Consider the following 20,497-nt stretch of genomic DNA (forward strand, 5'->3'; position numbering starts at 1 on the left):
GGAGTTTCGACTCCTTTTTTGCTAGGAGGAGAACATGTTAGAATCTGGCGATTTGATATTTGTGAGGGATCATACGGAAATGGGACAGGCTATCCAGGCATCAACTGGAAACTATAGCCATGTGGCCATCTTTTTAGACGGGAGGGTCTATCATGCCACGGTGGAAGGTGGCGTCCTGGTCCAGTCCCCTGAAGATTTCTTTGAAACTGAGAAGGTATATGACCTATACCGCTATGCAGAGATTGATGACACAGAAGTCAAAAAGCGAGCAGAAAATCTTTTAGGTGCTCCCTACAATGCTTCCTTTTACCCAAATGGAGATGGTTTCTATTGTTCCCAGTTCATCGCGGAACTCCTTCCTATCTTTGAGACCATTCCCATGAAGTTTGGTGAAGGAGAACAAGAGATTAGTTCGTTTTGGGAAGATTACTACCGAGAACTAGGATTAGCTGTACCTCTGAATCAGCCTGGTACTAATCCCAGTCAGTTAGCCCAGTCTCCCCATCTACAGTTTAAAGAAAGATATACGGATGATTACAATCATTAATCCCACACGTTTGACACGTCAGCCTTTTTTTAAGGATTTGATCAACTATCTGGATCAGCAGAATGATGTGATCCTGCGGCAAATCAAGGCCCAATTTCCAGATCAGCCAGTGGACAAGCTGATGGAAGAATATATCAAAGCGGGCTTCATCCTTCGAGAAAATAAACGCTACACCCTCAGCCTGCCTTTCTTGGAATCTGCTGAAGCAGTCGACTTGGATCAAGAAGTCTTCGTCCGAGAAGATAGTGAACTTGATCAGGAACTGAAAGCCAAGGTCTTCCAAACGGAACTTCGCAACACGACCAATGCAGCGATTCTCTTAGAAGAGACAGACTTTGAGCGAAAGGCACAGACCCTGTCCAATTACTTTTACAAGGTGAAACACCAATACCCTTTGACGGAGGGTCAAGAGAAACTCTATGCCATCTTGGGAGATGTCAATCCCGAATATGCACTCAAGTATATGACCAGCTTTTTGCTCAAGTTCCTCAAAAAAGATGAAGTCCAGCAAAAGCGCAGAGACATCTTTGTCGATAGTTTAGAGGTCTTAGGCTATATCCGAAAAAATGATGAAGGCAAATATGAATTAGCAGTGGACTTGGACAAGGAAAGACTGATATTTTTGAAACACTAGAAAAGGCTAGGAAATTTTCCTAGCCTTATTTGATTAGAGATAACGTTCAGCAATAGCAGCATCCCCAGGATATTCTTCTTTTACGCCATTGACGATTTGGTAGCAGTCAGCTCCTTTTCCAGCAATAATGACAGCATCTTCAGGCTTGCTGGTAGTTGCCATCGCCAGTTGAATGGCTTGTTCGCGATCTGCGATTTTTTTGACAGGGCGCGTGATGAAACTGCTAATCTCTTCAGCGATAGCCAAAGGATCTTCATAGTTGGGGTCATCCGCTGTGAGGAAGACTTGGATCTCAGGATGGTCTTCTAGGAGCAAGCCAAAGTCCTTACGGCGGCTCTCTCCCTTATTCCCAGTTGATCCAAGGACCAGTGAAATCGTTCCTGTCTGATGGGTTTCGACAACAGAGAGCAGTTTTTTCAAGCTATCTCCATTATGGGCATAGTCAATAAAAACTTTTGCCCCATTCTTTTGAGTCAAGACTTCCATCCGGCCAGGAACACGGGTTTTGGCAATCCCCTTTTTGATGTCTTCAAGACTCGCTCCTAGACGAAGGCAGGCGAGACCTGCAGCTACAGCATTTTCTTGATTGAAGTGGCCGATGAGCTGGGTATCATAATCCCCTGCCAGCTTGCCAGTGACAGAAAAGCTAAAGGCTTTTGAGTTGTGGACTTGGTTGGTCGATTGACTACCGTAGAAGTCGTGGTCTTGCTCAGCCACCTGCTCCGCAAGAATGTTAAAATGGTCCATATCACTATTGACGACAACAGCACGACTATTTTCCATCAAGAGACGTTTATGGTAGAAGTAGTCTTCGAAGCTTGGATGCTCAATCGGTCCAATATGGTCAGGGCTGATGTTGAGGAAGACACCAACATCGAATGTGAGTCCGTAAACACGTTTGACTAGATAGGCCTGACTAGAGACCTCCATAATCAGGTGAGTCCGATCATGGGCAACTGCCTGGGCCATCATTTCAAAGAGATCGATACTTTCTGGGGTGGTCAAGGTTGATTTGAAGAAGGTCTTGCCATCCAAGGTTGTATTCATAGTGGATAGCATAGCCGGACGGTAGCTTTGCTCAAGAATCTTGTAGGCATAGTAAGCAGAAGTGGTTTTGCCTTTGGTCCCTGTAAAAGCCAAGAGTTTTAGCTGGCGCTCAGGGTGGCCATAGAATTCCATGGCAATCAAGCTCATAGCCTGTTTGATATCCGTAACGATAATGGCTGGGATGCTGACCTCAAAGTCTTGCTCAGCGACATACCACTGGAGACCTTGCTCGATCGCTTGCTCCAAAAATTCCTTCTTGAAATTTGCCCCCTTGACAAAAAAGAGGGTCTCGGAGTTGACCTTTCGACTATCGTAGCTAATTTGATTAAAAGAAACACCACTTGCTGAATAGTGGTATTCTCCGTCTTGTAGGATCTCACGAAAGTTGTGATCCTCTTTTAAAATGTTTAGTACAGTTTCTATCTTTATCATAATCCTATTTTAAACTGAAAGACCTTATTTTACAAGTGTAAAGGAAAAGTTTATAATGAAAGAAGACTATAAAGCAGAGGAAACATATGAGTAACGAAACAAGTAATCAACAGGCCCAAATGCTCCGTGGAACTGTCTGGTTAACAGCCAGTAATTTCATTAGTCGTCTCTTAGGAGCGGCCTATATCATCCCTTGGTATATCTGGATGGGCAAACATGGTGCAGAGGCAAACGGTCTCTTTACCATGGGCTACAATATCTACGCTTGGTTTTTGCTGATTTCAACAGCAGGAGTTCCTGTAGCGGTTGCTAAGCAAGTGGCCAAGTACAATACAAAGGGTAAAGAAGAACACAGTTTTGCCATGATTCGTGGCTTCCTTAAGTTCATGTCTTTATTGGGCTTGGTTTTTGCCATTATCATGTATTTGCTTTCTCCAGTATTTGCAAACTTGTCTGGAGGTGGGAAGGACTTAATCCCTGTCATGCAGAGCCTTTCTTGGGCAGTCTTGATTTTCCCTTCCATGAGTGTTATTCGAGGCTTCTTCCAAGGTCATAACAATCTGAAACCTTATGCCATCAGTCAAATTGCTGAGCAAGTGATTCGGGTTATCTGGATGCTCTTGACAGCCTACTTCATTATGAAGGTCGGCTCAGGTGATTACGTTGAAGCCGTGACCCAGTCCACTTTTGCAGCCTTTATTGGGATGGGAGCGAGTCTCCTTGTCCTCCTCTATTACCTCTGGAAAACAGGACTTCTACAGCACATTATCCATCGACCAGAGTCTGATAATGAGATCGATACTAAGGCTCTCTTGTGGGATACCATTCGTGAAGCGATTCCGTTCATTGTAACAGGATCAGCCATCCAGCTCTTCCAAATTATCGACCAGATGACCTATAGCAATGTCATGTCTTGGTTTACCAACTTCAGTCGTTCAGAACTCTTGGTTCAGTTCAGCTACTTTTCAGCAAATCCAAATAAAATCACCATGATTTTGATTGCGGTAGCGACCTCTATTGGAGGAGTGGGGATTCCTCTTCTTACAGAGAACTATGTCAAGGGAGATTTCCGGGCTGCGGGTAAGCTGGTTCAAGATAATTTGACCATGTTAGTAGCTTTCTTGCTTCCAGCGACGATTGGAGCAGTAGCCATTGCAGAGCCGCTTTATACTGTCTTTTACGGGAAACCAGATTCCCTCGCTTTGGGACTCTTTATCCTAGCGATGCTACAGACTATTATTTTAGGCTTGTATACGGTACTTTCTCCTATGATCCAGGCTCTTTTCCAAAATCGGAAGGCGATTCTTTACTTTGGCTATGGAGTGTTGGTGAAACTGATTCTACAAGTGCCTTTCATCTATTTCTTTAAAGCCTATGGCCCTCTTCTTTCTACTACGATTGGTTTAATGATTCCAATCGTCCTCATGTATAAAGAAATCCATGTCGTAACTAAATTTAATCGAAAGACTGTCTTTAAACGGAGCTTATTAACAGCTATTTTAACCTTCATCATGCTAGTAGTAGTTTTACTTTCAGCCTTGATTCTTGGTTTTGTCTTTAAACCTAACGGTCGAGTGACGAGTATGATCTATGTAGCTCTGATTGGCGGTGTGGGGATCATCGTTTATGGTGGCCTCGGTCTTCGTCTTCGTTTCTTAGATCGCTTCATCGGTAGCAAGGCGGCTAGTCTTCGAAATAAATTTCATATTTCATAACCAGTAGAGGTTGGGTCCGTACCCACCTCTTTTTTTCATTATAGTTTGAAGCTATATCTAGCTCTTGAAAAAGGAAAAACCGAATCCTCTAAAGAAGTGATACAATAGAGACAATTGAATTTACGTCCATTGGAGGTTTGTATGAGTCGCAAAAAGAATATTAACACCATCCTAGCTCAAGCGGGTATCAAGTCGGATCCAGCAACGGGGGCTTTGATTACTCCGCTTCATTTTTCAACCACTTACCAGCATCCAGAGTTTGGTCAATCTACTGATTTTGACTATATTCGTACCAAGAATCCGACTCGGGTAAACGCTGAAAAGACCTTGGCAGCCATTGAGAGTGCAAAGCATGCCTTGGTGACGAGCTCAGGTATGTCTGCTATTGTCTTAGCTTTTAGTATTTTTCCTGTGGGAAGCAAGGTCTTGGCAGTACGGGATCTTTATGGAGGCTCTTTCCGCTGGTTCAACCAGAAGGAACAAGAAGGACGCTTTTTCTTTACCTATGCAAATTCAGAAGCAGAATTGATAGAGGGATTGAAAGAGGAAGTGGATATCCTCTATATTGAAACGCCTACTAACCCGCTCATGCTAGAGTTTGATATCCAGAAACTAGCTGCCTTAGCTCATGAAAAAGGGGCAAAAGTGATTGTAGACAATACCTTCTATAGTCCTATCTATCAACGTCCAATTGAAGAAGGAGCAGATATCGTCCTCCACTCAGCGACCAAGTATCTAGCGGGGCATAATGACGTTTTGGCTGGTGTTGTTGTGACTGATGATGAATCCCTCTATGAGCAACTCTTTTATAATCTCAACACAACAGGAGCTGTTCTCTCTCCTTTTGACAGCTACCAATTGATTCGTGGTTTAAAAACCTTGGCTCTTCGTATGGAGCGTTCTACCGAAAATGCGCAGAAGGTAGTAGAGTTCTTGAAGGGGCATCCAGCTGTTAAGGAAGTCTTGTATACTGGCAAGGGAGGCATGGTTTCCTTTAAAGTAAGGAAGGAAGAAAAAATCCCAACCATTCTCAACCACCTGCAGGTCTTTACCTTTGCAGAAAGCTTAGGTGGGGTGGAAAGTTTGATTACCTACCCAACGACTCAAACCCATGCAGATATTCCTGCAGAGGTTCGTCATTCCTATGGTTTAACGGATGATTTGCTTCGCCTTTCCATCGGAATTGAAGATGCAAGGGATTTGATAGAGGATTTAGAACAAGCATTGGCTAGATAGGAGTCCATCATGGGAAAAGAACAATTTTTGACTGTCCCTAATCGTTTGGGGCACCACACTAGCAAGTGGAAGGAGTCAGAACAAGATCCTGAACTCCTTCCTGCTTGGATTGCCGATATGGATTTTGAATCCTTACCTGCTGTTGGACAAGCTATTCGAGATTACGCGGATCAATTAGTCTACGGCTATACCTATCCTAGTGAGGAACTTTACCGAGCTGTTCAAGAGTGGGAAAAGACAGAACATGGATATGTGTTTGAGAAGGAAGCGATTGTCTTTATGGAAGGAGTTGTTCCCTCTATTTCAACGGCTATTCAAGCTTTCACCAAGGAAGGGGATTCTGTTCTCATCAATACGCCAGTTTATTCACCTTTTGCCCGTAGCGTCCGTCTCAATCAACGCAAATTAGTGACCAATTCCCTTGTGGAAGAGGGTGGCCTCTTCCAAATTGATTTTGAGCAATTGGAAAAAGACTTTGTAGAGCACCAAGTCAAGCTCTACATCCTCTGCAATCCTCATAATCCAGGTGGTCGCGTTTGGGAGCGAGAAGTCCTAGAAAAGATTGGTCGTCTCTGCAAAAAATATGGAGTCTTGCTTGTTTCAGATGAAATTCACCAAGACTTGGCGCTATTTGGAAATCGACACGTATGTTTTAATACGGTAGATCCAAGCTTTAAGGATTTCACCCTTGTCTTATCGAGTGCGACCAAAACCTTCAACATCGCAGGGACAAAAAATTCCTATGCCATCATCGAAAATGATGCACTAAGAAAATCCTTCCAAGCTCAGCAGTTGCGAAACAATCAACATGAAATTTCTGCCCTTGGCTTTATAGCCACCGAAGTAGCCTATCAGAATGGAAAGGCTTGGTTAGAGGACTTAAAGGAAGTCTTGGAAGAAAATATCGATTACACTGTAGAAGTTTTGCGTGAGCAGACAGATATTGGTGTAATGAAACCGCAAGGGACCTATCTACTCTGGCTTGATTTTTCTGCCTACGGTTTGTCAGAGGAAGAACTCCATGCTCGACTTCATGACCAGGCCAAGGTCATCCTCAATAAAGGGACAGACTTTGGAGTAGAAGGGAAGCAACATGCCCGTTTGAATGTGGCAGCTCCGAAAACCCTAGTCCAAGAGATTGTCGATCGGATCGTAACAAATTTTCCTAAAAAAGGTTGATTTTAAGGGTTGACTTTTCTATAGGGGAGGAGTATACTCAAGGGGAATAACGGTAGGTGAGGCTACCACAAGGATACGGATGACTACCGCAAAGCAGTGGAGACACTACTCGTTGGTCAACAGTCCTGATCGCAAAGGTCAAGACTAAGCTCATTTCATTGCCTTGCGGAGCTAAAGCTTGGACGGTCTATTTTTTGAGAATTTTTATTAAAAAATAAACGACGAGTTTAATGAGTCCTACCTGTAAAAGGGGAGGGCTCTTTTCTTATGCTTAAGAAGCCTCTCACCTATCAAGTAGAGAAGGAGAGCACTATGATACAAATCGATGATCATCCCGAACCGCACATAGCCAGCCAATCGCTGATTTGTGTCATCGGGACTCTATAAGCGTTTGGCTCCTGATTTAAAAGGAGATTCCAATGCAAACAACAAAAGAAAGACTCATTGCTGCATTACAAGATGCAGAAACAAAAACCTTAGCAACCTATCAATCTAGCTGGTCTGGCTTGACGGAAGACCAAGTAGAGGAGAACCGGGATAGCTATGGAGAAAATGTCCTCACAAAGGGACAGGAAAGCTCTATCTGGAAACGGATTGTTGAATCCATCATTAATCCCTTCACAGTCATCCTGCTTCTCATTGCCCTTGTTTCTCTGGTGACCAATGTTTGGTTAGCCAAACCAGGAGAGGAAGACCCAACGACTTCTCTCATTATTGTCGTTCTCGTTCTCCTCTCTGGAGGGATTCGCTTTGTCCAAGAATTGCGAAGTGACAAGGCTGCTAGCAACCTCTCTCGAATGATTGTCAATACAGCGACGGTGATTCGAGAAGGCAAGGAAGAAGAAATCCCTATCGATGAAATCGTTGTGGGCGACTTGATCAAACTGAGTGCAGGTGACATGATTCCAGCAGATGTGGTCTTACTAGATTCACGAGACTTTTTCGTTCAACAATCCGGCTTGACTGGTGAGAGTGATGCTGTCGAAAAAGTTTGTTTAAGAAAGGCGACTAGCCAAAATCTAGACAGTCTCCTAGAGAGTGAGAGTCTAGCTTTCATGGGGACCAACGTTATCTCAGGTCGAGCAACAGCCTTGGTCTTGGTCGTTGGGGATGAAACCATGATGGGAGCGATTGAACAAACCATCAATACCTACGATGAACCAACCTCTTTTGAACGAGAAATGAACACCATCTCTTGGTTGTTGATTCGACTGATGATGGTGATGGTGCCCATCGTCTTCTTTATCAATGGTTTGACAGATGGGGACTGGCTAGAAGCGGGTGTCTTTGCCCTCAGTGTAGGGGTGGGCTTGACTCCGGAAATGCTTCCTATGATTATCACCGCTAGCTTGGCCAAGGGCTCCATTATCATGGCCAAAGAAAAAGTGGTCATCAAAAAGCTCAACGCCATCCAAGACTTAGGGGCTATCGATATCCTCTGTACGGATAAGACGGGAACCTTGACTCAAGATGAGATTGTACTCGAATACCCACTTGATATTCATGGGGAGCTCGATTTGTCCGTCCTTCGTCGGGCCTATCTCAACTCTTACTTCCAAACGGGTCTTAAAAATTTGATGGACCGGGCCATTATCAGTCGGACAGAACGAGAAGCTAAGAAACATGAAATCGTCAGAGGTTTAGATCAAAGCTTCCAAAAGATTGATGAACTGCCTTTTGACTTTGAACGCCGGCGGATGAGTGTCATCGTCAAGGATGAGCAGGGCCTTGTGAGCATGGTCACCAAGGGAGCCTTGGAAGAAATGTTAGCAGTGTCTCGTTATGTAGAATACAAGGATGAGATTATTCCCCTAACAGACCAAGTGCGAGAAGAAGTCTTGGCAGAAGTAGCTCAGCTTAATGAGCAAGGTCTGCGCGTGCTAGGTGTCAGCTACAAATCAAACCTTGAGGAAGGCTATGCCTTTGAAGTAGCGGATGAAGCGGATATGATCTTGACGGGCTATCTAGCCTTCTTGGATCCACCAAAACCATCTGCCGCACCAGCCATCAATATCCTTGCTGAATACGGAGTTGCCACGAAAATCCTTACGGGTGACAATGAAAAAGTGACCCAAGCAGTCTGTGAAAAGGTGGGTCTGGATGTGGACCGCATTTTGCTGGGTAGCGATATTGACAGTCTTTCTGATCCAGAGTTGGCCCAGGCAGTCGAAACCACTACCGTCTTTGCAAAATTGTCTCCGGATCAAAAAGCACGCATTATCCTTCAACTCAAAGCAAATGGCCACAAGGTCGGCTATATGGGAGATGGTATCAACGATGCTCCATCCATGAAGGTGGCAGATGTGGGGATTTCGGTTGATACAGCCGTTGATATTGCTAAAGAAACAGCAGATGTTATCCTTCTGGATAAGGACTTGATGGTCCTTGAAAAAGGCTTGGTAGAAGGACGCAAAGTCTATGCCAACATGACCAAGTACATCAAGATGACCGTTTCTTCCAACTTTGGGAATATCTTCTCTCTTCTCTTTGCCAGTATTTTCCTTCCTTTCCTTCCGATGGCCCCTATCCATCTCATCGTTTTGAACTTGGTTTACGACCTTTCCTGTATCGCCTTGCCTTTCGACCGGGTGGATAAGGACTTTTTGAAGAAACCAAGAATCTGGGAAGCAAAATCCATTACCCGCTTTATGGCCTGGTTCGGTCCTATTTCCTCTGTCTTTGACATCCTGACCTTTATCATTCTCTACTTTGTTATCGTACCAATGATTACGGGATATGGCTATGTCCATGGTGCAGATAGTGCAGGACTCTTCATTATGCTCTTTCAAACAGGCTGGTTTATCGAGTCCATGTGGTCCCAAACCATGGTAATCTACATGCTTCGTTCTCCAAAATTGCCCTTTGTTCAAAGTCGACCAGCTTTTGCTGTCATGGCAACGACCCTATTGGGCGCGCTCTTGGTTACCTTCTTACCATATGGCCCATTGGCTTCCTTGTTAAAAGTAGCGCCACTGAATGCTCTCTATTTCCTATTACTAGCGGGGATTCTCTTCCTTTATATGGCAAGCGTCACCCTGGTCAAACACTATTATATTGGTAAGTACAAGGAGTGGCTATAAGATAGCTATTAAAATAAGAAAAGAAAAGGTTTGCATATTTGTAGGCCTTTTTCTTCCTTTTTGATATAATAAGATGAATATAGAGAAAGAAGGAACCACAATGGGAAAACTTGAAGTTATTAAACATCCACTTATTCAGCATAAATTGTCTATTTTGCGTCGGACTGATACCTCTACAAAGGCTTTTCGTGAATTAGTTGATGAAATTGCTATGTTGATGGGATACGAGGTGTTGCGCGAACTTCCTCTTGAAGATGTAGAAATCGAAACACCTATCACAAAAACGGTTCAAAAACAAATTGCTGGTAAAAAACTAGCAATTGTCCCAATCCTTCGTGCAGGAATCGGGATGGTAGATGGGCTCTTGAGTTTGGTACCAGCTGCCAAAGTTGGTCATATTGGAATGTACCGCGATGAAGAAACCTTGAAGCCAGTTGAATACTTGGTGAAATTGCCAGAAGATATTGATCAACGTCGCATCTTTGTAGTAGATCCAATGCTTGCAACCGGTGGATCAGCTATTCTTGCGATTGATTCTTTGAAAAAACGTGGAGCTAGCCACATCAAGTTTGTCTGCTTGGTGGCAGCACCTGAAGGGGTGAAAGCACTTCAAGAAGCTCATCCAGATGTTGATATCTTTACAGCAGCCCTCGACGACCACTTGAATGATCATGGCTACATTGTTCCAGGCCTTGGAGATGCTGGGGACCGCTTGTTTGGTACCAAATAAGCGCCTATCCAATCCTTCTTTGGGAAAGTAAAAAATTGACCTTTGTTGACCAATGGGATATAATAGCTTTTATAAAGATTGGAAGGAGAGCTAGCCTCTCGAATCAACCGGATGAAACTCATGAGGTGGTGCCGGTTATAATGGATAAAAGGAGATGAATGAATGATTCCAGTAGTTATTGAACAAACCAGTCGTGGCGAACGCTCGTACGACATCTATTCCCGCTTATTAAAAGACCGTATTATCATGGTAACAGGACCGGTAGAAGACCAAATGGCCAATTCGATTATTGCCCAATTGCTCTTCTTGGATGCCCAAGATAATACCAAAGATATCTATATGTATATCAATACGCCAGGAGGCTCTGTCTCTGCAGGGTTGGCTATCGTCGATACCATGAACTTTATCAAATCAGACGTCCAAACTATTGTTATGGGGATGGCTGCTTCAATGGGAACTGTGATTGCATCAAGTGGTGCCAAAGGCAAACGTTTCATGTTGCCAAATGCTGAGTACATGATCCACCAACCAATGGGTGGTACTGGTGGCGGTACCCAACAAACAGATATGGCGATTGCTGCAGAACACTTGTTGAAAACACGTCACAGATTGGAAAAAATCTTGGCAGAAAATTCAGGTCAAACCATCAAGAAAATCCACGCTGATGCAGAACGGGATAATTGGATGACTGCAGAAGAAACCTTAGCTTATGGTTTCATCGATGAAATCATGGCCAACAACAATCTTGGATAAGGAAACTTAACCACAAAGCTGAGAGTGGGACAAAAATCGGTAATTCGTTAGAATTCGATTTCGTCGTCCCACCTCCGCACAGTTGAGTAGGGCTGTAAAAGCTGATGAGATCAGCGTAGTAGAGCCCACTCAACCACTGCGTCTTGCTCGTCAATCCAAAGATAATTGAGAGGCTAGGACTTTTGTCCCAGCCTCTTTTTTAGTCTTTCTAGAAAAAGATAGAATTTTTACCTGAAATTTGCTATACTTGTAACAGAAGCAGAAAGGGATTGTATATGTTTGAGAAGCAAGCTAGAACAGGCTTAATTGTAAAATTGTATTATAATCGAGATGCAAAAAAATTACAGGGAATTGGGGATGTGATCTATCATTCCAAAAAAATGCGCTATGTACAGGTCTATGTTGATAGTCCTCAAGTCCTTGAAATCGTGCAACAATTAAAAAAAGAACGCTTTGTAAAGAAGGTACAAATTTGCCATATTCAAGAATTGGATCGTGATTTTGTGGGAAGTTTGCATCGTCAAAAGGATGAAACACAAGGAGAAAACGCAATCATTTAAAGGATTGCGTTTTTTATATTGACAATTTTCAGATAATTCGGTATATTCTTAATATCTATTTATTTAAAGAATTATTTAAGGAGATTATTACAAATGAAGAATAAATTTGCTCTTTCATTTTTAACAATTGCAAGTGTCGCTCTTCTTGCTGCCTGTGGTGAAGTTTCAACTTCAGGTTCAAACACAACTGGTAACGAAATCGGCAAAGAACTAAAAATCGGTTTTAACTTTGAAAAAACTGGTGAAGTAGCAGCATATGGTAGTGCTGAACAAAAAGGTGCTCAATTGGCCGTTGATGAAATCAATGCTAATGGTGGGGCCGATGGTAAGAAGATTGTTGTCACAGACAAAGATAACAAATCTGAAACAGCTGAAGCAGCTACAATCACTACAAATCTTGTCACTCAATCAAAAGTGAACGCTCTTGTAGGACCTGCAACTTCAGGTGCCACTGCCGCAGCGGTTGCGAATGCTGGTAAAGCAGGTGTTCCATTGGTAACCCCATCAGCAACACAAGATAATTTGACAAAAGGTCAAGATTACCTTTTCCGTGCAACCTTCATCGATAGCTTCCAAGGACAAATCATTTCAAAATACACAACTGAGAACTTGAAAGCGAAGAAAGTTGTTCTTTACTATGATAACTCATCTGACTATGCGAAAGGGATTGCTGAAGCCTTTAAGAAATCTTATAAAGGTGAAATCGTAGCGACAGAAACTTTCCAATCTAAGGATACAGACTTCCAAGCTGCCCTTACAAAAATCAAAGATAAAGACTTCGACGCGATTGTTCTTCCAGGGTACTACACTGAAACTGGTAAAATCGTAAACCAAGCACGTGGTATGGGAATCAAACAACCAATCATCGGTGGTGATGGATTTAGTGATGCGAAATTCGTTGAACAAGCAACACCTGCTGCAGCTACAGATATCTACTACGTAGCTGGATTCTCTACTGAAGGTGAAATGACTGATAAAGCCAAGAAATTCGTAGAAGCTTATAAAGCGAAATACAACGAAGAACCTTCAATGTTTGCGGCTTTGGCATATGATTCAGTTTACATGATTGCAGAAGCATCTAAAGGTGCTAAGAACTCTGTTGAATTGAAAGACAACCTTGCGAAGTTGAAAGACTTGGAAGGTGTTACTGGTACAATGTCTATTGACAAAGACCATAATCCGGTTAAATCTGCACTTATGATTGGCTTAAAAGATGGTAAAGTTGAGTCAGTTGAGTCGGTTAAACCTTAATTATCATTTGTTGTTTGTACAAGAGGCTGGGAGAATGAAAATTCCTGGCCTCGCTCTTTATTGTTAGAAAGGATGGTTCAAATGCTCCAGCAATTAGTGAACGGTCTAATCTTGGGAAGTGTCTATGCACTCTTAGCCCTTGGTTATACCATGGTGTATGGAATTATCAAATTGATCAACTTTGCCCATGGGGATATCTACATGGTAGGTGCCTTTATGGGATATTTCTTATTGAACTCATTGAAAGTTAACTTCTTTGTAGCCTTGCTTCTGGCGATGGTTGGGACAGCTATTTTAGGGGTTGTGATTGAATACCTGGCTTATCGTCCGCTTCGTCATTCAACTAGGATTGCAGCCTTGATCACAGCTATCGGGGTTTCCTTCTTGCTGGAATATGGGATGGTCTTCTTTGTAGGGGCTAATACCCGTTCCTTCCCACAAGTCATTGAAACTGTTCGGTACAATTTTGGTCCTATTTCGATCTCCAACATTCAGTTGATGATCTTAGGAGTGTCTATTTTCTTGATGGTTGCTCTTCAATTTATTATCCAAAAGACAAAGATGGGGAAAGCCATGCGTGCCGTTTCCGTTGATAGCGATGCTGCTCAATTGATGGGGATTAACGTCAACCGGACCATCAGCTTTACCTTTGCTTTGGGATCAGCCTTAGCGGGTGCTGGTGGTGTCTTGATCGGTTTGTACTACAACTCGATCGAACCTTTGATGGGGATGACACCAGGGATCAAAGCCTTTGTCGCAGCCGTTCTTGGAGGAATCGGAATCATCCCAGGTGCGGCTCTAGGTGGATTTGTCATCGGTTTGTTGGAAACCTTCGCTACAGCGATCGGTCTCTCAGATTTCCGTGATGCCATTGTGTATGCTATCTTGATTGTGATCTTGCTCATCCGTCCTGCAGGTATCCTCGGTAAAAATGTGAAAGAGAAGGTGTAAGCCATGAAACAGAATTTAAAAGTGAATTTAGTCTGGCTTGGTCTTTTGGTAGCAGGTTTTGCCTTGATCCAAGTCTTGGTTGCAGCAGGTGTCCTCAACCTCTTCTATATCCAAATTTTGGAACAAATCGGGATTAATATCATTCTTGCGGTTGGTTTGAACCTCATCGTTGGTTTTTCAGGTCAATTCTCGCTCGGACACGCTGGATTTATGGCGATTGGTGCCTATTCTGCAGCTATTCTCGGTTCTAAATCACCAACCTACGGCGCTTTCTTTGGCGCTATGGTTTTAGGTGCCTTGATTGCAGGTATCGTTGCCTTGATCGTTGGGGTACCAACCCTTCGCTTGAAAGGAGACTACCTGGCGATTGCAACACTTGGGGTTTCAGAAATCATCCGGATCTTGATCGTCAATGGTGGTACTCTAACAAATGGTGCCGCGGGGATCCTTGGTTTACCAGCTTTTACAACCTGGCAATTGGTATACATCTTTGTTGTCATTACGACTATTTTTACCATCAACTTCTTACGCAGTCCAATTGGGCGTTCTACCCTTTCTGTTCGTGAAGATGAAATCGCCGCAGAATCTGTTGGGATCAATACGACCAAAGTTAAAGTCATTGCCTTTGTATTTGGTGCGATCACAGCGGCGATTGCTGGATCTCTTCAAGCCGGCTTTATCGGTTCTGTTGTTCCGAAAGATTACTCTTTCACCAATACCATTAATGTCTTGATCATTGTCGTTTTCGGTGGTTTGGGATCGATGTCAGGAACAGTTGTGGCAGCCATCGTCTTGGGGATCTTGAACATGGTGCTTCAAGACTTCTCAAGCATCCGTATGATCATTTACTCATTAGCCTTGATTCTCGTAATGATCTTCCGCCCAGGTGGTCTTCTTGGAACATGGGAATTTAGCTTGAAAAAATTACTCTCAAAAAAGGAGGCTAACTAATGGCACTTCTTGAAGTAAAAAATTTAACAAAAAACTTTGGTGGTTTGACAGCCGTTGGGGATGTGACCATGGAACTTAACGAAGGGGAATTGGTTGGTTTGATCGGACCCAACGGTGCCGGTAAAACAACCCTCTTCAACCTCCTAACAGGAGTGTATGAGCCAAGTGAAGGGACCATTACTTTAGATGGGCACCTTTTAAACGGGAAAGCCCCTTATAAAATCGCTGCTGGTGGTCTTGGACGGACTTTCCAAAATATTCGTCTCTTTAAAGATTTGAGTGTTTTGGACAATGTCTTGATTGCCTTTGCCAATCACCACAAACCACATGTTTTTGCTAGTCTTTTCCGTTTGCCAAGCTATTACAAAAATGAAGAAGCATTGAAAGTAAAAGCCCTCGAATTGTTAGCAATATTTGGTTTGGAAAAAGAAGCAGCTACCTTGGCCAAAAACTTAGCTTACGGTCAACAACGTCACTTAGAAATCGTTCGTGCCCTTGCTACAGAGCCAAAAATCCTCTTCTTGGATGAGCCTGCTGCAGGAATGAACCCTCAAGAAACTGCAGAATTAACCCAACTAATCCGTCGCATTCAAAAAGAATTTAATATTACGATCATGTTAATCGAGCACGATATGAGTTTGGTCATGGAGGTAACAGAGCGGATTTATGTATTGGAATATGGTCGTTTGATTGCCCATGGTACGCCAGATGAAATCAAGTCCAACAAACGTGTAATCGAAGCATATCTAGGAGGTGAAGCCTAATGTCTATGTTAAAAGTTGAAAATCTTTCTGTACACTATGGCATGATCCAGGCTGTCCGTGATGTCAGTTTCGAAGTCAATGAAGGGGAAGTTGTTTCCTTGATCGGTGCCAATGGCGCTGGGAAAACATCTATTCTTCGTACCATTTCAGGTTTGGTGCGTCCAAGTGCTGGGAAAATCGAGTTTTTGGGTCAGGAGATTCAAAAGGTTCCGGCTCAAAAAATTGTAGCTGCTGGGCTCTCTCAAGTTCCAGAAGGCCGCCACGTCTTTCCAGGCTTGACCGTTATGGAAAACTTGGAAATGGGAGCTTTCTTGAAGAAAGATCGAGAAGAAAATCAAGCGAACTTGAAGAAAGTCTTCTCACGTTTCCCACGTTTGGAAGAACGGAAGAACCAAGATGCAGCTACCCTATCTGGTGGGGAGCAACAAATGCTAGCAATGGGTCGTGCCCTCATGTCGACGCCAAAACTCTTGCTTCTGGATGAACCTTCCATGGGATTGGCCCCAATCTTTATCCAGGAAATCTTTGATATCATCCAAGATATTCAAAAACAAGGAACAACGGTTCTCTTGATTGAGCAAAATGCCAACAAGGCCCTTTCTATCGCAGACCGCGGTTATGTTTTGGAAACAGGGAAAGTCGTTCTGTCCGGAACAGGAAAAGAACTCTTAGCCTCAGAAGAAGTCCGCAAGGCCTACCTTGGTGGATAAATAGGTTAAGGGAGTGGGACAGAAATCGGTCATTCGTTAGAATTCGATTTCGTCGTCCCACCTCCGGGGCTGTAAAAGCTGATGAAATCAGCGTAGTAGAGCCCACTCAACCACTGCGTCTTGCTCGACAATCCAAAGACAATTGAGAGGCTAGGACTTTTGTCCCAGCCTCTTTAAAAATGGTTTCGCTTCGATTGGAAAAATCTAGTTTTCAATGGGGAGAATGCAAGGATTATTAGGCAATTCTGAATTTTGAAAACAAGAGAAAACTGCTGAAAGCGTTTGAAATCAAACATAAAATCAAGTATAATAAAACTAATAAAAGCATAGGAGAATGATTATGGCTGTTAAAGATTTTATGACCCGTAAAGTAGTGTACATTAGTCCTGAGACTACCATTGCCCATGCGGCAGATTTGATGCGGGAACAAGGTTTGCACCGTTTGCCAGTTATTGAAAATGACAAATTGGTCGGCTTGGTGACAGAAGGTACCATTGCAGAAGCTAGTCCATCAAAAGCGACCAGTCTTTCCATTTTTGAAATGAATTACCTACTCAACAAAACCAAAGTTAAGGATGTCATGCTTCGTGACGTAATCACTGTCTCGAAATTTGCTAGCCTAGAAGACGCGACCTACCTCATGTATAAGAACAAGGTTGGCATTCTTCCAGTCGTGGACAATGATCAAGTTTCTGGTGTGATTACAGACCGTGATGTTTTCCGTGCCTTCCTTGAAGTATCCGGTTATGGAGAAGAAGGAGTGCGGGTTCGTTTCGTGACAGAAGACAAGGTTGGGGTCCTAGAGCAAATCATTCATTTAATTGTAGAAGAAGGATACAATATTGCCAATACAGTCAATATCCCAACCAAAGATGATCATGTCGTCATTGAAGTTCAGATTGATGGGATTACCGATACTGAAGCCATCAAGAAGAAGTTTGAAGAAAATGGTATCCGTGTGGACGAAATTAGTCGCACATCTGCAAAAGCCTTCTAAAATAAAGAGCCTGAGAATCTCTCAGGCTCTTTATTTGTCTTAGCGAGCAATGGGTTGCTTGTTGGTATCCAAGGTAAATCCTTCTCCCAGTATTTCGTGGGCTTCTGTAATGGTAATGAAGGCGAATGGATCAATTTTATTAATCAAATCTTTCATTTGTTTCATTTCGTTCCGAGAGACGACGCAGTAGACGATCTTCATTTCTTGTTGGCTATAATAGCCCATACCGTTCATGAATGTGACCCCTCGACCCAAATCAGTCGTGATTTGTTTAGCAATTTCATCCGGTTTGGAAGTAACCACGAGGAACCCTTTTCCTGCAAAACCTCCTTCACCGACGATATCAATGACGACGGTGTCAATCAGGATAAAGAGGAGGGTATAGGCCGCAATTCGGAAGTCCTTAAAGACAATCAAAACAGTTGTCAAGACGATGGCATCCACAATCAACATCAGGCGTCCCATAGAAAGTGTCGTATACTTGTTAAAGATACGAGCGACGATATCGGTTCCACCTGTTGTACCGCCTGCGTTGAAGATGATCCCTAGTCCAGTTCCAAGGATAACCCCTGATCCGATGCAGGCTAGGAGAATATCGCCATCTAAAGCAGTGTAAATCGCATTCTGGAGATGATGACTCCCTGGAATCATCTCGAAAATAGCCATCCAAGAAGAAACAGAGAAGGTTCCTATCAAACTCAGGTAGAGAGAGCGGAGGCCAAGTAATTTCCAAGCCAGAAAAAAGAGGGGGATATTGATGGCCAAGTTCATGACCGAAACGGGAATTTTAAAGAGGTAGTAAGTAATCAGGGTAATCCCTGTAGCCCCTCCTTCATAAAAGTGAAATGGAATTACTAGAAAGAAGATTCCAAAAGAAAAAATGCCAGCCCCAAAAATAATAGCTAGAATATTTTTTGCCTTAAACATGCTCGTTCTCCTAATCGTTTTTCACCATACATTTTACCAAAAAAAATGAAAAATAGGAAATAATTTTCATCCATTTTCACGAATTCGGACAGGATTTTTACCCCTATTTTTGGTAAAATAAATAGAAGTGATGCATGTTAGAGAAATGAGTATAGAAAGATAAGATAAGAGAATGAAACAGGGAACATTAATTTCAATTGAAGGCCCAGAAGGAGCAGGGAAATCCTCCGTTTTAGAAGCCTTGTTACCACGCTTGGAAAAGGCAGGGATTGCCTATATTACCACGCGGGAACCAGGTGGCGTAGGAATAGCAGAAAAAATACGCGAAGTTATTCTTGATCCATCCCATACGGAAATGGATCCTAAGACAGAATTGCTTCTTTATATCGCCAGTCGTCGCCAACACTTGGCAGAACGCGTCCTTCCAGCTTTGGAAGCAGGGAAGCTAGTCATTATGGACCGGTTTATCGACAGTTCGGTAGCTTATCAAGGTTTTGGCCGTGGATTAGCAGTAGCGGATATTGAATGGTTAAACCAGTTTGCGACCGATGGTCTCAAGCCAAACCGGACCTTCTATTTTGACATTGATGTAGAAGAAGGATTGGCTCGAATTGCTAAGAGTGCTAGTCGTGAAGTCAATCGCTTGGATTTAGAAGGCCTCAGTCTTCATCAGAAAGTCCGTCAAGGCTATCTGGCCATCCTCGAAAAAGAACCGCAACGTGTGGTGAAAATTGATGCCAGTCAAAGTTTTGACAAGGTGGTCGAGGATACTTGGGTTCTACTCAAAGAAGTCTTGGAGATCAGTGAATGAAGTTAGAACAAGTGCAAAAACTTCAACCTCAGTTAGTAGATCGCTTCCAAGCTGTTTTAGAACAGGGACGATTGAGCCACGCCTATCTCTTTACAGGTGATTTTGGCAGTTTTGAGATGGCCCAGCTCTTGTCCCAAAGTCTTTTTTGTACGGATAAGAAGGGTGTCTGGCCCTGTGGGACTTGTCGGGCTTGTCGCTTGATTGAAGAGGATGAATTCTCAGATGTAACAGTTGTACGACCGGTCAATCACATCATTAAGACAGATCGGATCCGAGACTTGATCCAGAATTTTTCTCAGTCAGGCTATGAAGGATCTAAGCAAGTCTTTATCATTTGCGATGCAGACCGGATGCACGTCAATGCGGCCAATTCTCTCCTAAAAGTGATTGAAGAACCTCAGAGTGAAGTACATATCTTTCTGCTGACAGCAGATGAGCAGTTGGTTCTCCCGACTATTAAAAGTCGGGCGCAGCAGGTTCATTTCCCGAAAAACCAAGATTTCCTAAAAGAGTATCTCCTTCAGGAAGGTTTGTTGCTTCAACAAGCAGATCTGTTAGCCAACTTTAGCCAAGGTTTTCATGAGGCCCAAAGTCTCGCCCAGAATACATCCTTTTTCGATCTGGCGAGGGAGTGTGAGCGTTTCGTCACAGCTTGTCTAAAAGCAGATCCGCATGTTTACTTGTTGGTCTCTCGCTTGGTCCAAGAGACGGATGATAAAGAAAAGCAGGCCCAAGCCTTTCGCTTGATGGAAGTGTTCTTTGCACGCTCCATCAGTCTGTCCCTAGGAAGAGACTATCTAGAAAAATTAGTCTTAGCCAAACAGATGTGGGAACGTAATGTGAGTTTTCAAAATGCTCTTGAGTTTATGGTCCTGCAGTTGAAAAATAGAAGGTAAAGAGATGAATAAAAAAGAATTATTTGATGCTTTGGATGGCTTCTCCCAGGAATTGCTGGTTACATTAGCAGAGGTTGAAGCCATTAAGAAAAATCTCAAACTCATTGTCGAGGAAAACACTGCTCTCCGTCTTGAAAATGATAAATTGAGAGAACGGTTAGGAGAAGTGGAGAAAACCAGCTCTCCTAAATTCCATCGAAACGGTCGTGAAAATTTGCAAAGAATTTACAATGACGGATTTCATGTTTGTACAGATTCCTATGGTCAACGCCGTGAAAACGATGAAGAGTGTATTTTCTGTGATGAATTGTTATTTAGGGAGTAAG

The 20,497-nt window shown here is 43.1% G+C and carries 20 protein-coding genes and 1 riboswitch; of the genes, 18 read left to right on the forward strand and 2 right to left on the reverse strand.

Features of this window, described 5'->3' with window-relative positions; all coding sequences use genetic code 11:
* Positions 1-34: 34 nt before the first annotated feature.
* The gene (locus D7D50_RS05810) at positions 35-547 is read left to right on the forward strand and encodes a YiiX/YebB-like N1pC/P60 family cysteine hydrolase (RefSeq protein ID WP_120701711.1); all 513 of its coding nucleotides are present in this window, start codon (positions 35-37) and stop codon (positions 545-547) included.
* On the forward strand, positions 531-1,181 hold the full coding sequence (locus D7D50_RS05815) for a DUF1803 domain-containing protein (RefSeq protein WP_120701712.1): 651 nt from the start codon (positions 531-533) through the stop codon (positions 1,179-1,181). Before D7D50_RS05810 ends, D7D50_RS05815 begins: the two co-directional genes overlap by 17 nt.
* A gap of 33 nt (positions 1,182-1,214) precedes the next feature.
* Here D7D50_RS05815 and D7D50_RS05820 read toward each other — a convergent pair whose 3' ends face one another.
* Positions 1,215-2,660, reverse strand: coding sequence for a UDP-N-acetylmuramoyl-L-alanyl-D-glutamate--L-lysine ligase (locus tag D7D50_RS05820; protein ID WP_120701713.1), 1,446 nt, complete (start codon positions 2,658-2,660; stop codon positions 1,215-1,217).
* Positions 2,661-2,746: 86 nt separating this feature from the next.
* Between D7D50_RS05820 and D7D50_RS05825 the strand changes: the two genes are divergently transcribed.
* The 13 genes from D7D50_RS05825 to D7D50_RS05890 all read left to right on the forward strand — a co-directional run bounded on the left by D7D50_RS05825 (position 2,747) and on the right by D7D50_RS05890 (position 17,537).
* Complete coding sequence (locus tag D7D50_RS05825; protein WP_120701714.1) at positions 2,747-4,375, forward strand: putative polysaccharide biosynthesis protein; 1,629 nt, start codon at positions 2,747-2,749, stop codon at positions 4,373-4,375.
* A 141-nt stretch (positions 4,376-4,516) separates the two neighbouring features.
* Positions 4,517-5,611, forward strand: a complete 1,095-nt coding sequence (locus D7D50_RS05830) for a cystathionine gamma-synthase (protein ID WP_120701715.1) — start codon at positions 4,517-4,519, stop codon at positions 5,609-5,611.
* A gap of 9 nt (positions 5,612-5,620) precedes the next feature.
* Positions 5,621-6,790 (forward strand): MalY/PatB family protein, encoded by a 1,170-nt coding sequence (locus D7D50_RS05835; protein WP_120701716.1) that lies wholly within the window; start codon positions 5,621-5,623, stop codon positions 6,788-6,790.
* Positions 6,791-6,831: 41 nt separating this feature from the next.
* Positions 6,832-6,986: riboswitch (M-box (ykoK) riboswitch) on the forward strand.
* 223 nt (positions 6,987-7,209) lie between these two features.
* A complete protein-coding gene (gene mgtA / locus D7D50_RS05840) occupies positions 7,210-9,870 on the forward strand; it encodes a magnesium-translocating P-type ATPase (protein ID WP_120701717.1) in 2,661 nt (886 codons plus the stop codon).
* A gap of 100 nt (positions 9,871-9,970) precedes the next feature.
* Positions 9,971-10,600, forward strand: a complete 630-nt coding sequence (gene upp, locus D7D50_RS05845; protein WP_023024048.1) for a uracil phosphoribosyltransferase — start codon at positions 9,971-9,973, stop codon at positions 10,598-10,600.
* A gap of 162 nt (positions 10,601-10,762) precedes the next feature.
* A complete protein-coding gene (locus D7D50_RS05850; RefSeq protein WP_023024046.1) occupies positions 10,763-11,353 on the forward strand; it encodes an ATP-dependent Clp protease proteolytic subunit in 591 nt (196 codons plus the stop codon).
* Between the two features lie 275 nt (positions 11,354-11,628).
* On the forward strand, positions 11,629-11,913 hold the full coding sequence (locus D7D50_RS05860) for a DUF2129 domain-containing protein (RefSeq protein WP_023024043.1): 285 nt from the start codon (positions 11,629-11,631) through the stop codon (positions 11,911-11,913).
* A gap of 93 nt (positions 11,914-12,006) precedes the next feature.
* Entirely contained in the window at positions 12,007-13,164 is a 1,158-nt protein-coding gene (locus D7D50_RS05865) for an ABC transporter substrate-binding protein (protein WP_023024042.1), read from the forward strand.
* Between the two features lie 81 nt (positions 13,165-13,245).
* Entirely contained in the window at positions 13,246-14,115 is an 870-nt protein-coding gene (locus D7D50_RS05870; protein WP_009731472.1) for a branched-chain amino acid ABC transporter permease, read from the forward strand.
* 3 nt (positions 14,116-14,118) lie between these two features.
* Positions 14,119-15,066, forward strand: a complete 948-nt coding sequence (locus tag D7D50_RS05875; protein WP_023024038.1) for a branched-chain amino acid ABC transporter permease — start codon at positions 14,119-14,121, stop codon at positions 15,064-15,066.
* Entirely contained in the window at positions 15,066-15,830 is a 765-nt protein-coding gene (locus D7D50_RS05880) for an ABC transporter ATP-binding protein (RefSeq protein WP_120701718.1), read from the forward strand. The genes D7D50_RS05875 and D7D50_RS05880 overlap by 1 nt, the downstream gene beginning before the upstream one ends.
* The gene (locus tag D7D50_RS05885) at positions 15,830-16,540 is read left to right on the forward strand and encodes an ABC transporter ATP-binding protein (protein WP_120701719.1); all 711 of its coding nucleotides are present in this window, start codon (positions 15,830-15,832) and stop codon (positions 16,538-16,540) included. Before D7D50_RS05880 ends, D7D50_RS05885 begins: the two co-directional genes overlap by 1 nt.
* 340 nt (positions 16,541-16,880) lie before the next feature.
* Positions 16,881-17,537, forward strand: a complete 657-nt coding sequence (locus D7D50_RS05890) for a CBS domain-containing protein (protein ID WP_023024035.1) — start codon at positions 16,881-16,883, stop codon at positions 17,535-17,537.
* 39 nt (positions 17,538-17,576) lie between these two features.
* On the opposite strand, the gene D7D50_RS05895 is transcribed toward D7D50_RS05890, so the two are convergent.
* Positions 17,577-18,464, reverse strand: coding sequence for a YitT family protein (locus tag D7D50_RS05895; RefSeq protein WP_023024032.1), 888 nt, complete (start codon positions 18,462-18,464; stop codon positions 17,577-17,579).
* 172 nt (positions 18,465-18,636) lie between these two features.
* Here D7D50_RS05895 and tmk point away from each other — a divergent pair, with 172 nt between their 5' ends.
* From tmk to yabA, 3 genes are read left to right on the forward strand one after another with little or no spacing between them, the layout of a single operon-like run.
* The gene (gene tmk, locus D7D50_RS05900; protein ID WP_023024030.1) at positions 18,637-19,275 is read left to right on the forward strand and encodes a dTMP kinase; all 639 of its coding nucleotides are present in this window, start codon (positions 18,637-18,639) and stop codon (positions 19,273-19,275) included.
* A complete protein-coding gene (locus tag D7D50_RS05905; protein WP_023024028.1) occupies positions 19,272-20,171 on the forward strand; it encodes a DNA polymerase III subunit delta' in 900 nt (299 codons plus the stop codon). Before tmk ends, D7D50_RS05905 begins: the two co-directional genes overlap by 4 nt.
* A 4-nt stretch (positions 20,172-20,175) precedes the next feature.
* A complete protein-coding gene (yabA, locus tag D7D50_RS05910; RefSeq protein ID WP_023024026.1) occupies positions 20,176-20,496 on the forward strand; it encodes a DNA replication initiation control protein YabA in 321 nt (106 codons plus the stop codon).
* The last annotated feature ends 1 nt before the right edge of the window (position 20,497 follow it).

Source organism: Streptococcus koreensis (assembly GCF_003627135.1).
GTDB classification, from domain to species: Bacteria; Bacillota; Bacilli; order Lactobacillales; family Streptococcaceae; genus Streptococcus; species Streptococcus ilei.